The organism is Peteryoungia rhizophila, from assembly GCF_004912145.1.
Classification (GTDB): domain Bacteria; phylum Pseudomonadota; class Alphaproteobacteria; order Rhizobiales; family Rhizobiaceae; genus Allorhizobium; species Allorhizobium rhizophilum.
The window spans coordinates 276009-290553 of sequence record NZ_STGT01000004.1; the positions used below are offsets into that span (position 1 = coordinate 276009).

Genomic DNA, 14545 nt, shown 5'->3' on the forward strand with positions numbered 1-14545 from the left:
CCGGGACGTCGACTTATCTGCCGCTTGCTGCGTCTCACCATGGCAAGCCTCTGTCCGCGCCAAAATACCCGCCGGTTGGACCGTCATCATCAATCAGTGCTAATTTGACGGGCGCGACAGCGCCCTGCTCGACTGCCTGGAACCCCTGATACCCGTTGAGATCAGTCGCAGTGAAACCCGGATCGGCAGAGTTGACCAGAATGCCCAGCGGCTTGAGTTCTGCAGCAAGCTGCGCAGTCAACATGTTGAGCGCCGCCTTGGAAGCGTTGTAACCGATCAGTTTATGTCCGGCAAAAGGCCATTCGGGGTCCCCGTTATGAGTTATCGATCCCAGCTCGCTCGAAACATTGACGATGCGCCCGGATTTGGACTTCTTGAGAAGCGGCAGAAAGGCCTGGGTGACCGCAAGTGTGCCAAAGAAGTTCGTCTGGAACGTCTGCCGCACAGCCTCCACGCTTGCCGTTTCCGGTGGTCCATCCTCCTGAGAGGCGATGCCGGCATTGTTGACCAAGATATCGAGGCAACCGAACTTCTGTTCGAAGATGGCGGCAGCTTCAGGAATGTTGGCGAGATCATCGAGGTCGATGCAAAGCGCATCCGCCTCAAGCCCTTCCCAGCGCAGGGAGCGGGCTGCATCCTCACCCTTTTCCCGATCGCGGGCGCCCAATACGACCTGAAGACCTGCTTTGGCGAGTTGTCGGGAGATGGCGAAACCGATCCCTTTGTTGGCACCGGTGACGAGGGCGAGCCGCCGGCGAGAGGTGGGTGCTTGCGGATTGAGGGTCATGATCTTTCCTTCCGTTGCATGATCAAGTAGCCTGAAAATATGAGGGATCTTTCAGGTTTGGAATTCGCATATGGCGCTGCACAGTGTTGGCCCCGGAAGTCCGCGCAAAATACCGGTTCAGTCCCGTTCAGAGGCCACTGTGGACGCGATTTACGAGGGAGCCATTCAGGTTCTGGTCGAGGCTGGACCGCGGTATCTGACGACGACCCGCGTGGCCGAACGCGCCGGTGTGTCGGTGGGCACTCTTTACCAGTACTTCGCCAATATCGATGGCTTGATGGCCGCCATTCTGGAACGCCACCTGGGCAAGGTCATGGATACGGTCGCGCGCATCTGTAAAGGACAGCGCGGTCAGCCGCTTTTGACAATGGTACAGGCGCTGGCCGATGGCTTTATCGACGCAAAATCTGAACGGCTCGACGTGACGCAGGCTCTGTACGCCGTCGCCTATGACCTGAAAGGCCTCGAACTGATCGACCGGATGACTGGCCGGTCTGTGGGCGCCATTCGGGACATGCTCGAGAGCGCGTCCGATGTTGTCGTTGATGCGCCCGATCGGATCGCGGCAGTTCTCCACGCGACGCTGGCGGGAACGGTGCAGATCGCGTTGAACAAAGGCCCTCACACACCGGACATCGATGAATTGCGTCATCACATGCGCCATCTTGTGACGGGCTACCTTGGCTCGCTTTTCCCGCAGGTGAAAACCGGGACAACCTGACCCGCTACGGTTCACGCGCGTGGCATCCCGCACGCAAGCCCGCGCTGGTTAGCGGCGGTAGAGGATCATCCCTCCATGATACAACACGCCGTTGATGAAGTCCCCCTCGGCGGTGAAACCGGTGTCGTCCCAATAATCGATATGCGTTCCTGTCACCAGGTAGCGGCCTTCATAGGCACGCTCTCTTGTGCCACGCGCTTCGACATATCTGTTGTTCGGCAGCAATTCGTGCCGGACCCGACCATCCTCAGTGACCCATAGGCCGACATAGGGATGTGAAATCTGCATGTTTGGCTCCACTTCTAATGGGGATTGGGTGGCAAGGGCTGCGGCGACCAAGGCCGAGAGCAAATTTTGCATGACTTGTTTCCTGGGTTGGATGCATGAGGGCGTGGCGATCGGAGGGCGTAGAGGCCTCCGGGACGGCCTCAGTTGCTGGATGCAGTCGGCCTGATGGTGATTTCTGTCGTGTCGACGTTCGAAGGCGCCTCGATGAGTTGGCGGACGGCACGGGCGATGTCTGCGGGCTGAAGGGAGACTGCGCGGTAGGCATCCATCGCTGGCATGGTCTGCTCGTGTGTTATGGTCGACGCCAGTTCGCTCTCAACGACGCCGGTGTTGACGCAGGTAACCCGAACGCACTTGCTTTCCTGACGCAAGCCGTCGGAAATGGCACGAACCGCGAATTTCGTGGCACAATAAATAGCAGCGGTCGGCACAACCGATAGAGCGCCGATGGATCCGATGTTGATTATCTGCCCTTCCCCTTGTGCCTCAATCACCGGCAATACGGTGCCGATGCGCCAAAGCACGCCTTTGATGTTCACGTCGACCATACGCTCCCACTCGTCCTGCTTGCCGGCAGCTAGCGGAGAGAGGGGCATGATACCGGCATTGTTCACGAGGACATCGATGCGGCCCCAGATGGACATTGCAGCTGCAGCGAAGGCAGCAACCGACTGCCGGTCAGTAACATCGAACGCTCGGGTCTCGGCCACATCATCGAAGCTGCGTATTTCCGCAGCAATTTCTTCGATCCGCACGCATCGACGCGCGCCCAGGAGGACCTTCGCGCCGCTTGCACCGAGTTCCCTCGGCTATCCCTTCACCGATCCCACTGGAAGCTCCGGTTATCAAAACTGTCTTTCCCATCTGCCGCTCCTTTTGATGACTGAATGGCTCGCTTGCATGGGAAAATGGACTCTCTTGAGCGGGTCGTGTAGCCATTCAATCATGAACTCAGTGATTAGCAGCACTGGACAATCATGACCGACCTTAACCTTCTGCCTCTGTTCCTCGCCGTGGCTGAAGAGCATAAACTTTCACGCTGCAGCAGACCGTCTCCGGGTGACGCGATCCGCCGTCAGCCAGGGTATTCGCCGGTTAGAGGACATTCACGGTACGGCCCTGGTGATGCGAACTACGCGATCCGTTCGATCGACTGAGGCGGGCGAGCGGCTGCGAGAAGCGCTGTCTTCCCCACTGTCGGAAATTGCAACGACGCTTGAAGCAATAGGCGCGGAGAGCCGGCCCAGTGGGACACTGAGGATTGCAGCATCCTCGATCGCCGAAACGTTCCTTTCGGGGCTACTCCTTGCCACATCGCCGCGGAATACCCTGGGGTCACTGTCGACGTAACCGTGGCGGACGAGGAGAGCGACATCCTCTCGGCCAGTCATGATGCTGGCGTCAGACTGGGAGAGGTGATCGAGCAGGACATAATGACTGTCACGATCGGGGGTGAACAGCGCGAGGCGATCACCGCGGCTCCCTCTACCTCGAAATCCACGGGACTCCGCTGCATCCAAGGGAACTGATCCACCACCGCTGGTATCCGATGGCGTCCCGCACCCAATGTCGCGTCCTACCGATGGAAATTTGTGGACAGTGGTGTTCCCTTCAGCCTGGCAATCGTATCCCGGATCAACAAAAACGATTTGCGTCTCATGCTGTGGACCGCCATTGCGGGTGGCGGCATTACCCTGGCATTGGAAGAGAATATCAGGCCAAACGTAAAGACAGGGAACCTCATACCGCTGCTGGACGGCTTTCTTCCATCATTTCCGGGCTTTTATCTGTAATTTCCGCAGCGTAGAAACATGGCTCCCAAACTGAGGGCACTTGTAGATCATGTTAAACGTTGGAAGTGACGTGAACGCTCGTTTGCACTGCAGGTGTCAGCCCCAGGGCGGAATTCGAAAGGCTCGAGGAGCGGGGCGGCCTAAAAACCGCCCCGCTCCTCAAATCTGAATGCCAAGACCTGTATGGCGGCACATCCTGCTCAGGAGTTGCCAAATTAACCACATCTCGCGGCGCAACTTTCAGTGCTGCAAGCGTTTGCCAAGAATCTGTTCGATCGTTTCCGGTTCAACGATCCAGGCGTAGTTCAACTCGTGCTTGATCTTCCAGGAGCCCTCTACACAAGACCAGCCCAATTGGGACCGCGTATCGAAGGCTACCACATTGCCTTCAAGCGGTTCAATTCGACCGACAAAGCCGATCGCGGACGATGCGGTGTCACGGCCAACCACTGCATGGTTCACGTCCGTCATCCCGTGACGAATCGATCGAGATGCGTTGACGTGACCTTCCCAGTTGGCCCCATATACAGAGGCATCGGTGAAGAGTTGCGTATCGCCGGGAGCGAAATTGTCCCAGAACACGCCCTGTGGATCCTTGAGATCATAGAATTTTGCCATCTCCTTTGAAAACACAAAAGCCGGGTCGCCCTCATGCCGCTCCCATCCTTGCATGATCCACTCCTCATGCAGGGCCAGTGGCGCATCAGGACCCTCCTGAGGGCACGCGGCATCAGCCTGCGCCAGCACCGGAGTTGCAAACATTCCGGCGGCGATCGCAGCAAGCAAATAATTGGTGATTTTCATCTTAACTTCCTTTCGCGTCACTATTGACGACCGGGAAACTAGGCCACTGCATTGGCGTCCAGTAGCCGATCAATTCTCGCCACGCCGGTTAGCTGCACTGGACAATGAGCTCTGGATTTGACGAGCCGGGCAACGCCGTGAGCACGACCTGTTAATGCCGTCAGCGCAAACCATGCCGGACATCATGGGGGCGGGCCGATCAATCAAACCTCCAAGCGCAATTGGGGGCATCTTGATTGCTTCGAGTTTCGGCTGGCCTTTGACGGTGCATCACCAATGATCGCAGTCGCAGGCAGAATGCTTGTTGCGGCTCACATCACAGATGTTCGTCGATGCTGGCATCCCGCCCCCCGTTCACCAGGAGACCGCACAGAAGGGCAAGCGCTTTCGGCCGGGCAGGTGTGGCCGGATGAAGGAGGACTATCTGTCGCGCAAGGCTTTCGGAATCCGGCAACCGCGTCAGGTGAATGCCACTCGCTTTCTGGTTTGTGCCCTGCCACGCTGGCACGAGTGAAATGCCGAGACCACGCTCCACAAGGATCGCGATTGCCTCGAGTGCATCCATGTCACAAAGCACCTCGGGAAAGAGACGCTCCCGGTCCAGGTAGGCAGTTGCCAGACGACCACCCCAGGATAGGGGGTCATAGCGGATAAGGGCGCCTGCCTCTATCCGATCCCGTATTCGGGTCTGATCGACTGGGTCATGCGTCATTAGGACCAGCGGTTCGCTGTGTAGAGCCACCGCCTTCAGCGATTTGGGCAGAACAAAGGGCGGTTCCACAAGCAGAGCAGCGTCGAGGTGACCTTGCATAAGTTGTTCGTAAAGAAGCAGGGAAGTGCCCGGCACCAGACGCAGCTTGAGCCGAGGCGCGACCTGTGCCGCTGTGTGGAGCAGGTCCGGCATCAAACCTGTCATCACGGTGGAAATTGCCCCGATGCGCATCTCGCCTGAAATCTGGCGCTCGTCAAGATCGTCGCGCAAAAGGGAGGCCTCACGGATCAGGTGACGGATCCGCGGCAGCAGCAGGAGGCAAGCCTCGGTTGGAGCCACCGAGCGGGCGTGCCGCACAAGAAGGGTAGTACCCAGGCTACGTTCGAGCGCCTGGACACGCTGGCTTATCGCAGCGGACGTGAGCTTCTCACGCCTTGCCGCAGAGATGATCGATCCGGTCTCCACGACGCTGACCAGGCTTTGCAAAAATCGAATATCCAAAAGAAAACCTATCGCTGAGAGAAGCAATTATATGGTTTTTCTTTCACTCGCCAAGACATATCGTCACGTTGTCACCACTGAGGATCTTTCGATGCGCTCAATTTTTCACCTCGCCTATCATGTCACTGACCTCGACGAGGCACGCCGATTTTATGGCGGAGTACTTGGTTGTGAGGAGGGCCGCAGTTCCAACACCTGGGTCGATTTCGATTTCTTCGGCCACCAGATTTCGCTTCACTTGGGCAAGCCATTTGAGACCACCCGCACCGGCCATGTCGGCGAGCACATGGTGATGATGCCGCATCTGGGTGTCGTGCTGCCACTCGAGGGCTGGGTGGAACTGGCCGCTCGGCTTACGACCGCTGGTACTGCCTTTGACATTCCGCCCGTCATCCGCTTCGAAGGGCAAGCGGGCGAACAGCGGACAATGTTTTTCTTCGACCCGAGCGGCAACCCGATCGAGGTCAAAGGTTTCAAGGATTTCGACTCAGTTTTTGCCCGTTGAGGATGGTGAGAGCCATGACAAGCCCCATTGCCTTCATCGCACGCGACCGCGAAACCACATCCGCCTGGTGCGACGCGCTCTCGTCGTCGATGCCCGGTGAGACGATCGTGCCATTCGCGGATCTCACAGCCTGCGAAAAGGCCGAGGTTCAGATCGCAATCGTCGCCAATCCCGATCCGGCCGAATTGGCCGAGCTTCACGGTCTGGCCTGGATTCAAAGTCTCTGGGCAGGCGTCGAGCGGCTATTGACCGAAATGGGGCCGGCAGCGCCGCCAATCGTGCGACTGGTCGACCCCGAACTCGCACGTACGATGGCTGAGGCCGTTCTTGCATGGACCTACTATCTGCAACGCGAGATGCCCGCCTACCGCCAACAGCAAGAACAAGGCGTTTGGAAACAGCGTGCCTATAAACATCCTCGCGACATCACGATTGGTCTGCTGGGGCTGGGTACTTTGGGTGCTGCCGCGGCGGAACGGCTGACGGGTGCAGGCTTCTGCGTCAAAGGCTGGAGCCGCTCGCCTAAGACGCTTCAGGAACCAGAAACATATTTCGGCGAAGCAGCGCTTGATGCCGTACTTTCATCAAGCGACATTGTCGTTTGTCTGGTTCCTCTCACGTTCGAGACGCGAGGACTGATCAATGCGCGTCGGCTAGCGGCGATGAAGCGAGGTGCAAACCTGATCAACTTCTCTCGGGGGGCCGTCGTTGTCGCCGAGGATTTGATCACGGCGCTCGACAGCGAGCACCTCTCTCACGCAGTCCTTGACGTATTCGATGTTGAACCCCTCCCTGGGACCTCGCCGCTGTGGTCGCATCCGAAGGTTACAGTGCTGCCCCACATCTCCGCCCCCACCGATCCCGATACGGCGGCCGCGATTGTTGCCGCCAACATCCGGGCCTACCGCCGCGACGGCATAGTGCCGGCTACGATCAGCGCGACGCGGGGCTATTGAGCAGATAGGCTTCCCAGCACCCGTTCCAGCTTGACGCAATTCAACGTCCTCATGCGTTGATAGGCCTTGAGATGGGATACGAACCCTCGACCCCAAAGGATTAAGCTGCAACCCCTTCAAGCCCTAAGCCTTGCAGCGCCCTAGATGGCGGCAGTCCGAACCGCCGAGGATACTCGCGGCTGAACTGTGTCGGGCTCTCATAATCCAAGCCAAACGCAATGGACGTTCCTTCCTGCCAAATGCCGCTCGGGCTTCGGCTATCCGCTCCATCGGATAGGTCATAGCGACAAGCGGTCGGATTTCTTCAGGCTCACTGTTGGACACAAGGTTCTGGAACACCGGTTCATCCCATGCAGTGCAGCCAATTAGCGCGATGTCCTTGAAACGCATATCGCGCAGGTCAAGCTCCACGATCGGACCGGCAATCGCGCCAGACGATAAGTATCGCCCTCCCCGCCGCAAGACCTTTAGCAAATGGCCAAAACGGTACCGGCGACATTGTCGATCACGACATCTAAGCTTTCCTTGCCAAGTGCGGCAACCTCCCCATCTCCTAACACTTAACAAGTGGGAGATCGTGTCCGGGGATTTAGGGGGCCATTACAGTACTATATTAGCAACAAAACAGATGTCACTCATGCGCTCTATCCGCTAAACTTTGTTCGGCGTTCGCCAAAACCCAGTATGTTCAAGCTGCACGTCTGTTTCTGCTGTTTGTGGCGTGCAGCTTCACAATGATGGTGAGCCATCCACGTAGGCCTTAAGGGTCGCTTCAACTCCGTTGCGATGCAGAGACACGAGACCCTCCGCGAAACGCCGCTGAAACAAGTCAAACTCTGGCAACCTACCGAAAACATCCTGTAGGCTCAGAAAGGCCAGCGGATCTCGCTGAGCTGCGTTCGCTGCTTTGCGGAGCCTCTCCGAGTTTGGATCGCAAATTTCGATCGCGGTCCCGCGCGCCGATAAACCGCTGAGATACTGGCACCAGCACGCAGACACCAGCGCAAGACCCCGCACATCCAGTCCCTGGGCAAGCCGATCGGCCGTAGATGGCAGGATGAATTTTGGCTGGCGGTTCGATCCGTCCTGCGCAAGGCGCGGAATGGTGTCACCGATCTTCGGATTGGAGAAACGGTTTTGGATCAGGGCGAAATAATCTTGCAGGCTCGTGTTCGGTACGGGCGGCACGACAGGGATGATCTCGTCGGTTTCGAGCTTGGAAAGGAACGCCCGGATCAGCGGATTCTCCATCGCTTCATGCACGAAATGAATGTCCATCAATGCGGCCGGGTAGGCGATCGCGGCATGCCCGCCGTTCAGGATCCGGAGCTTCATCAGCTCGTAAGGGGCAACATCGGGCACGAAAGTCACCCCCACGTCTTCGAGCACCGGGCGCCCGAGGGGAAAATTGTCTTCCAGCACCCACTGCTTGAAATCCTCGCAGAAAACCGGCCAGCCGTCCTCAATGCCATAGTTTTCCCGCGTCATGTCGATCTCGCGCTGGCCCGTGGCAGGGGTGATCCGGTCAACCATCGAATTCGGGAAAGCGACATTGTGGTGGATCCAGTCAGCGAAGTCCGGATCGGACAGACGTGCGAGACCACAGATCGTCGCTTCAGTGACCTCGCCATTGCCCGGGATATTATCGCAGCACATCACCGTGAATGCAGGGATACCTGCTTCCCTGCGCGCCCTCAGGCCGGCGATGATGAGGCCGAAAACGGTTTTGGGATGCGCCGGATCCTTGGCATCCGTGACGATCGCCGGATGATTGGGATCAAATCTGCCGGTAGCGGGATCGATGAAATAGCCGCCTTCCGTAATCGTCATCGAGACGATGCGGATATCCGGAGAGGCGAGTGTCTCGATGATGCGGTCAAAATCTGGTGCCGTGATCACGTCGAGCATCGGACCGGTAACGGTCGCTGCCGAACGATCGATATCCTGCTCCACGACCGTCGTGAGGAAATCCTGCGCCTTCAGCGTATCGCACATGCGTTGGTCCGACGCCATCACGCCAGCACCGATAATCCCCCAGTCGAGATCGCGCCCCTTGTTGAAGAGCTCGTGCAGGTAGATCGCCATATGCGCGCGGTGAAAGTTGCCGACGCCAAAATGCAGAATTCCGGGACGGATCTGCTCTCGACGATAGGAGGGCAAGGAAACGCGGGGACCGATGTGGGTGAGATCTGCGAGCGAGAGTTTAATCGTCATTGGGCTAGACCTTCGGCATTGAACTTGTGCAGGCGATTTTGGTCGGGCGTCGCATAGACGATATCGCCATGACGGACCGGCATTTCTCCGCTGCAGCGTGCGGTAATCGTGCCGAACTCTTCCGTGGCGATGTGCAGGAAGGTGTCGGAGCCCAGATGCTCGGCGACCGTGACCTTGCCTTTCCACGCGCCTTCGGTCGTCGACAGCGTCATGTGCTCCGGCCGAACGCCCATCGTATGGGCACCCTTTTCCAAGGCTTTGGGACCGCTGATCAGGTTCATCTTCGGCGAGCCGATGAAGCCGGCCACGAACAGGTTGCGCGGGCTGCGATAGAGGTCGAGCGGGGAGCCCACCTGCTCGATACGACCTTTGTTGAGCACGACGATCTTGTCGGCCATCGTCATCGCTTCGACCTGGTCATGGGTTACATAGATCGATGTCGCCTTCAGCTTCTGGTGCAGCTCGGAAATTTCGAGCCGCATGTTGACGCGCAGCGCCGCATCGAGGTTCGACAGGGGTTCATCGAACAGGAAGCATTCCGGCGAGCGGACAATCGCGCGGCCGATGGCGACGCGCTGGCGCTGGCCACCCGACAGGTTGCGCGGCTTGCGTTCGAGATAGTCCGTCAGGTTGAGGATCTTGGCCGCTTCCTCGACCTTCCGGTCGATCTCGGCCTTGTCCATCTTCGCCATCTTCAGCGGAAAGCCGATATTCGAGCGCACGCTCATATGCGGGTAGAGCGCATAGGACTGGAAGACCATGGCAAGTCCACGCTGCGACGGCGCCAGATCTGTTGCGTCCTTGCCGTCGATCAGGATCTTGCCACCCGATGTGTCTTCGAGCCCGGCGATCAGACGCAGCAAGGTCGACTTGCCGCAGCCGGAGGGGCCGACAAAGACCGCGAACTCGCCATTGTTGATCTCGAGGTCGATCGAGGGAATGACCGAGACTTCGCCAAAGGTCTTCGAGACGTTCTGAAGTGTGATGCTACCCATCTTCTTGTTCCTTACTTCACGGCACCAAAGGTGAGGCCACGGACGAGTTGTTTCTGGCTGAACCAGCCGAGGATGACGATGGGAGCGATGGCGAGCGTCGAGGCTGCCGAGAGCTTTGCCCAGAACAGACCCTGCGGACTAGAGAAAGAGGCGATGAAGGCGGTGAGGGGTGCTGCGTTCGTGGTGGTCAGGCGGATCGTCCAAAAGGCTTCATTCCAGGCCAGGATGACGTTCAGCAGCATGGTCGAGGCGATGCCGGGGATCGCCATGGGGGTCAGGACATAGACAATCTCGTTGACGAGCGAGGCTCCGTCCATGCGGGCCGCCTCCAGGATCTCGCCCGGAATTTCGCGGAAATAGGTGTAAAGCATCCACACGACGATCGGCAGGTTGATCAGCATCAGCATGATGGTCAGACCGATCCGGGTGTCGAGCAGGCCGAAGTCGCGGAAGATCAGATAGATCGGCACGAGAACGGCGACAGCCGGCATCATCTTGGTCGAGAGCATCCACATCAGGATGTCCTTGGTCCGCTTGGTCGGCGAAAACGCCATGGCCCAGGCGGCAGGCACCGCAACGAACAAAGCAAGGATGGTCGAACCGACCGAGATGACCACGGAATTCATGAAGGGCTTGAAATAGTCTCGCTGGGTCTGAACGGTGACGTAGTTTTCAAGCGTGAAGGACGGGATCAGGTTGAAGCCCTGGATCGCCTCCGTCTCGGTCTTGAGCGAGGTGATGATCGTGTAGAGGATCGGGAAGAAGATCACCATCGCGATGGTCCAGGCCAGCGCGGTGAAGGCAATCTTGCGGCGAAGGGTTGCAGCTCGAGCCATGGTCTGTCTCCTCAGCGGTCAAGGTTCTTGCCGACCGCGCGCATCAGGAAGAATGCGACGATGTTGGCGAGGATGATGGCGATGATGCCGCCGGCAGATGCGCCGCCAACGTCATAGCCGAGAAGTGCCGTGCGATAGATCAGGAAGACGAGGTTCGTCGACGCATAACCCGGGCCGCCATTGGTGGTGACGAGGATTTCCGCATAGACGCCCAGCAGGAAGATCGTCTGGATCAGAACGACGACCGTGATCGCGCGGGCGAGATGCGGAAGCGTGAGATAGATGAACTGGTTGATGAAACCGGCACCGTCCATCTCGGCCGCTTCCTTCTGCTCGCCGTCGAGCGACTGCAGGGCGGTCAGGAGGATCAGCGTTGCAAAGGGCAGCCACTGCCAGGCGACGATGATGATGATCGAGAACAGCGGATACTGCGCAAACCAGTCGACAGGCTGGAAGCCGAACCAGCGGTTGATATCGGCCAGCACCCCATAGCCCGGATGCATGATCATGTTCTTCCAGACGAGTGCTGCCACCGGCGGCATGACGAAGAAGGGTGAGATGATCATGATCCGCACGATGCCCTGGCCGAAGATCGGCTGGTCGAGCAGAAGCGCAATCGCGATGCCGCCACCGACGGTAATCGTCAACACGCCGCCCACGAGCAGGAGCGTGTTCCAGATCGACTGGAAGAAGGCGGGGTCGGAATAGAAGAAGCGGTAGTTGAACAGACCGGCAAAGCTGACATTGGCCGGATTGAGCAGATTGTAGTTCTGGAACGAGAACCAGAGCGTCATCGACAGCGGCACGATCATCCAGATGAGGAGAAGGCCGACGGAAGGCGCCATCATCAGACGGGCGAGCTTATGCGTCTTCGCATTCTTCATTATTTCGATCACAATTTGCTATGATGAAGGTGCAATCGCGCCGCCAAATAATGGCGACGCGACACCCCGGCATGGAGGCATGTCGGGCCTCGAGAGGAGCTTACTTGATATAGCCGGCGCGGGTCATCTCGCGGACGGAGGCCTGCTGGGCCTGGGCGAGCGCATCGTCTGCCGACATTTGACCGGCAAGCGCTGCCGAGAAGAGCTGGCCGACCGTGGTGCCAAGGCCCTGGAATTCCGGGATGGCGACGAACTGAACGCCGACATAAGGCACCGGCTTGACGGTCGGGTTCTTCGGATCGGCAGCATTGATCGAGTCGATCGTCATCTTGGCGAACGGAGCGGCCTTCTGGTACTCGGCGTTCTCATAGAGAGACGTACGGGTGCCCGGAGGAACGTTGGCCCAGCCTTCCTTGGAAGCGACCAGTTCGGCATAAGCCTTGCCAGTTGCCCAGGAGATGAACTTCTCGGCCGAAGCAGACTTCTGCGAACCGGCCGGAATGGCGAGGTTCCAGGCCCAGAGCCAGTTTGCACGCTTGCCAAGACCGGTGTCAGGAGCAAGCGCGAAATCGACCTTGTCGGCGACAGTCGAATCCTTCGGGTTGGTGACAAAGGAAGCTGCAACAGTGGCGTCAATCCACATGCCGCACTTACCCTGCTGGAAGAGCGCCAGGTTTTCGTTGAAGCCGTTCGAGGACGCGCCCTGTGGACCAGCGTCGTTCATAAGCTTAAGATAAAAGTCCAGTGTGTTCTTCCATTCGGGCTGGTCGAACTGCGGTTGCCAGTTCTCGTCGAACCAGCGTGCGCCAAACGAGTTCGACATTGTGGTGAGGAAAGCTGTGTTTTCGCCCCAGCCGGCCTTGCCGCGAAGGCAGATCCCGTTGATGCCGTTGGCGCGGTCGGTCATCTTACGGGCAGCGTCCGCCACAAATTCCCAGGTCGGGGCGTCTGGCATCGTGAGACCGGCTTTTTCCATCAGGTCCTTGCGGTACATGATGAACGAGGACTCGCCGTAGAACGGAGCGGCATAGAGCTTGCCGTCTTCACCGGTGAGACCCGAACGGATTGCCGGCAGAAGGTCGTCGACATCGTAGTCAGCGCCGAGGTTGTCGAGCGGCAGAAGCCAGCCCTGCTTGGCCCAGATCGGAACTTCATAGGTGCCGATCGTCATGATGTCGTACTGGCCGCCCTTTGTCGCGACGTCGGTCGTGACGCGCTCGCGCAGGACGTTTTCCTCGAGCGTGACCCACTCGACCTGAATATCGGGATTAGCCGAAGTGAATTCAGAGGTGAGGCCCTGCATGCGAATCATGTCGCCGTTGTTCACGGTCGCGATGGTGAGCGTTTCGGCAGACGCACTATCATAGGCCAGCAGAGAAGTTGCACATAGGAGCGCCGCACATAGGTTTTTCATTAGAGTCCTCCCAGACGAAAGATCATTTACACACCACGTGTAGGAATGTTCAAACACGTGTTTGCACAATTGTCAATAATCGACGTGCGAAGGCCCTCGCACGGAAGGCGCGCCACGATTTCAGGAGGACTTAATCACAGAGAGATGCGGTTTTCGGCCTAAGGAAAGCCTTAGCTTAACATGGACTGTGCGGTAACCTCATCCGTAATCAGTCCGTTGAGTATATTCCCTCTGATTGCAGAAATGATCGAAGAGACCTTACGTTGGCCGCAGGCCACTCCAACTACCAACCTGCTTTCTGGCACGCATAAAGGTACAGAAGTGACACGCCCATTGACACCACCTTCAATCACTTTTCCATCCGCGGCAAAACTCCAGCCGGTGATTTCGCCAACCGCACCCAAGCGGATCTGGTTCAAAAGTTCTTCACGGCTGATGAACCCATCGATATGCTGCTGGGCATCGAGATCCATCTGCCCTACCCCGACCAAGGTGACCTGGGCGCTGTGAGCTAGAGAAATTGTCCTTTGAATGACACGCATGGCCGCCAACGAGTTCCGTTGCTCGTCCGTATCCGCAAGGACTGGCAGCGGCATGGGGAAATGCTGCGCCTTTGTCAGATCCGCCAAGCGACTTAAAACATCGAAAAAGCTCGCAGCACCGTCGGTCGCCACGTTCCCTACTAGACCTACCAATGTGTGCTGAGGGCAATTCAGTGGTTGAATTTGCTCAACAGCAGCGCGCAGAGTCCGTCCAGTTCCTATAGCCATCACAACTGGCGCGGAGGAGGAGAGTGTCTGCTCTATGAATGCGGCGGCACAGGCGGCGATGCCCGCTATACCGTCAGGTGCGGAAGGATCTGTCGGTACGACCTCGCAATGTCGCAGACCGAACCTTTCCCTAAGTTTTTCGGAGAGCTCCATAGTAGAGGAAATTTTGTGCTCGAACCGAAAAGTCACCAATCTGCGATCGAGCGCAAGCGAGACCAAACGTTGAGCGGTAGGACGTGAGACACGCAGCTTGAGCGCAATCTCTTCCTGAGTGTTTCCAGCGATGAAGTAAAGCCACGCTGCACGTGCAGCGATATCCAATTTTGAGCTATCAGGATCCGCAGCCATGAATTCCCTCGGTACTT

At 58.0% G+C, this 14545-nt stretch carries 13 protein-coding genes and 2 pseudogenes; 4 read left to right on the top strand and 11 right to left on the bottom strand.

Going from position 1 to position 14545, the window contains the following annotated elements:
• Positions 1 to 34: 34 nt before the first annotated feature.
• Positions 35 to 787 (bottom strand): SDR family oxidoreductase, encoded by a 753-nt coding sequence (locus E9677_RS17330; protein ID WP_136559314.1) that lies wholly within the window; start codon positions 785 to 787, stop codon positions 35 to 37.
• Between the two features lie 70 nt (positions 788 to 857).
• On the opposite strand from E9677_RS17330, the gene E9677_RS17335 reads away from it, so the two are divergent.
• Positions 858 to 1508, top strand: a complete 651-nt coding sequence (locus tag E9677_RS17335) for a TetR/AcrR family transcriptional regulator (protein WP_136559315.1) — start codon at positions 858 to 860, stop codon at positions 1506 to 1508.
• Positions 1509 to 1556: 48 nt separating this feature from the next.
• On the opposite strand, the gene E9677_RS17340 is transcribed toward E9677_RS17335, so the two are convergent.
• Together E9677_RS17340 and E9677_RS17345 are read right to left on the bottom strand one after the other, a co-directional pair.
• On the bottom strand, positions 1557 to 1868 hold the full coding sequence (locus tag E9677_RS17340) for an Atu4866 domain-containing protein (RefSeq protein ID WP_136559316.1): 312 nt from the start codon (positions 1866 to 1868) through the stop codon (positions 1557 to 1559).
• Between the two features lie 68 nt (positions 1869 to 1936).
• Positions 1937 to 2660, bottom strand: a pseudogene (locus E9677_RS17345) (SDR family oxidoreductase).
• A 110-nt stretch (positions 2661 to 2770) separates the two neighbouring features.
• On the opposite strand from E9677_RS17345, the pseudogene E9677_RS17350 reads away from it, so the two are divergent.
• A pseudogene (locus E9677_RS17350) lies at positions 2771 to 3658 on the top strand (LysR family transcriptional regulator).
• 171 nt (positions 3659 to 3829) lie between these two features.
• On the opposite strand, the gene E9677_RS17355 reads toward E9677_RS17350, so the two are convergent.
• Positions 3830 to 4393: a hypothetical protein gene (locus E9677_RS17355; protein ID WP_136559317.1), complete on the bottom strand. Its 564-nt coding sequence runs from the start codon at positions 4391 to 4393 to the stop codon at positions 3830 to 3832.
• Positions 4394 to 4709: 316 nt separating this feature from the next.
• Positions 4710 to 5633: a LysR substrate-binding domain-containing protein gene (locus E9677_RS17360; RefSeq protein WP_205910161.1), complete on the bottom strand. Its 924-nt coding sequence runs from the start codon at positions 5631 to 5633 to the stop codon at positions 4710 to 4712.
• Positions 5634 to 5697: 64 nt separating this feature from the next.
• Between E9677_RS17360 and E9677_RS17365 the strand changes: the two genes are divergently transcribed.
• Both E9677_RS17365 and E9677_RS17370 read left to right on the top strand, forming a co-directional pair.
• Positions 5698 to 6111 (top strand): VOC family protein, encoded by a 414-nt coding sequence (locus E9677_RS17365; protein ID WP_136559318.1) that lies wholly within the window; start codon positions 5698 to 5700, stop codon positions 6109 to 6111.
• Between the two features lie 14 nt (positions 6112 to 6125).
• The gene (locus E9677_RS17370; RefSeq protein ID WP_136559319.1) at positions 6126 to 7067 is read left to right on the top strand and encodes a 2-hydroxyacid dehydrogenase; all 942 of its coding nucleotides are present in this window, start codon (positions 6126 to 6128) and stop codon (positions 7065 to 7067) included.
• A gap of 729 nt (positions 7068 to 7796) precedes the next feature.
• Here E9677_RS17370 and E9677_RS17380 read toward each other — a convergent pair.
• The 6 genes from E9677_RS17380 to E9677_RS17405 all read right to left on the bottom strand — a co-directional run bounded on the left by E9677_RS17380 (position 7797) and on the right by E9677_RS17405 (position 14528).
• The gene (locus E9677_RS17380) at positions 7797 to 9281 is read right to left on the bottom strand and encodes a mannitol dehydrogenase family protein (protein WP_136559320.1); all 1485 of its coding nucleotides are present in this window, start codon (positions 9279 to 9281) and stop codon (positions 7797 to 7799) included.
• Entirely contained in the window at positions 9278 to 10276 is a 999-nt protein-coding gene (locus tag E9677_RS17385) for an ABC transporter ATP-binding protein (protein WP_136559321.1), read from the bottom strand. Before E9677_RS17385 ends, E9677_RS17380 begins: the two co-directional genes overlap by 4 nt.
• A gap of 11 nt (positions 10277 to 10287) precedes the next feature.
• Positions 10288 to 11112 (bottom strand): carbohydrate ABC transporter permease, encoded by an 825-nt coding sequence (locus tag E9677_RS17390; RefSeq protein ID WP_136559322.1) that lies wholly within the window; start codon positions 11110 to 11112, stop codon positions 10288 to 10290.
• Between the two features lie 11 nt (positions 11113 to 11123).
• Entirely contained in the window at positions 11124 to 11996 is an 873-nt protein-coding gene (locus E9677_RS17395; RefSeq protein WP_136559323.1) for a carbohydrate ABC transporter permease, read from the bottom strand.
• A gap of 100 nt (positions 11997 to 12096) precedes the next feature.
• Positions 12097 to 13410: an ABC transporter substrate-binding protein gene (locus E9677_RS17400; RefSeq protein WP_136559324.1), complete on the bottom strand. Its 1314-nt coding sequence runs from the start codon at positions 13408 to 13410 to the stop codon at positions 12097 to 12099.
• A gap of 170 nt (positions 13411 to 13580) precedes the next feature.
• A complete protein-coding gene (locus E9677_RS17405; RefSeq protein WP_112246911.1) occupies positions 13581 to 14528 on the bottom strand; it encodes a sugar-binding transcriptional regulator in 948 nt (315 codons plus the stop codon).
• Between the last annotated feature and the right edge of the window lie 17 nt (positions 14529 to 14545).

What these genes read in the sequence shown, in the direction of transcription:
- E9677_RS17330 (WP_136559314.1), bottom strand. Translation starts at nt 787, where the DNA reads ATGACCCTCAATCCGCAAGCACCCACCTCTCGCCGGCGGCTCGCCCTC.
- E9677_RS17335 (WP_136559315.1), top strand. Translation starts at nt 858, where the DNA reads ATGGCGCTGCACAGTGTTGGCCCCGGAAGTCCGCGCAAAATACCGGTT.
- E9677_RS17340 (WP_136559316.1), bottom strand. Translation starts at nt 1,868, where the DNA reads ATGCAAAATTTGCTCTCGGCCTTGGTCGCCGCAGCCCTTGCCACCCAA.
- E9677_RS17355 (WP_136559317.1), bottom strand. Translation starts at nt 4,393, where the DNA reads ATGAAAATCACCAATTATTTGCTTGCTGCGATCGCCGCCGGAATGTTT.
- E9677_RS17365 (WP_136559318.1), top strand. Translation starts at nt 5,698, where the DNA reads ATGCGCTCAATTTTTCACCTCGCCTATCATGTCACTGACCTCGACGAG.
- E9677_RS17370 (WP_136559319.1), top strand. Translation starts at nt 6,126, where the DNA reads ATGACAAGCCCCATTGCCTTCATCGCACGCGACCGCGAAACCACATCC.
- E9677_RS17380 (WP_136559320.1), bottom strand. Translation starts at nt 9,281, where the DNA reads ATGACGATTAAACTCTCGCTCGCAGATCTCACCCACATCGGTCCCCGC.
- E9677_RS17385 (WP_136559321.1), bottom strand. Translation starts at nt 10,276, where the DNA reads ATGGGTAGCATCACACTTCAGAACGTCTCGAAGACCTTTGGCGAAGTC.
- E9677_RS17390 (WP_136559322.1), bottom strand. Translation starts at nt 11,112, where the DNA reads ATGGCTCGAGCTGCAACCCTTCGCCGCAAGATTGCCTTCACCGCGCTG.
- E9677_RS17395 (WP_136559323.1), bottom strand. Translation starts at nt 11,996, where the DNA reads ATGAAGAATGCGAAGACGCATAAGCTCGCCCGTCTGATGATGGCGCCT.
- E9677_RS17400 (WP_136559324.1), bottom strand. Translation starts at nt 13,410, where the DNA reads ATGAAAAACCTATGTGCGGCGCTCCTATGTGCAACTTCTCTGCTGGCC.
- E9677_RS17405 (WP_112246911.1), bottom strand. Translation starts at nt 14,528, where the DNA reads ATGGCTGCGGATCCTGATAGCTCAAAATTGGATATCGCTGCACGTGCA.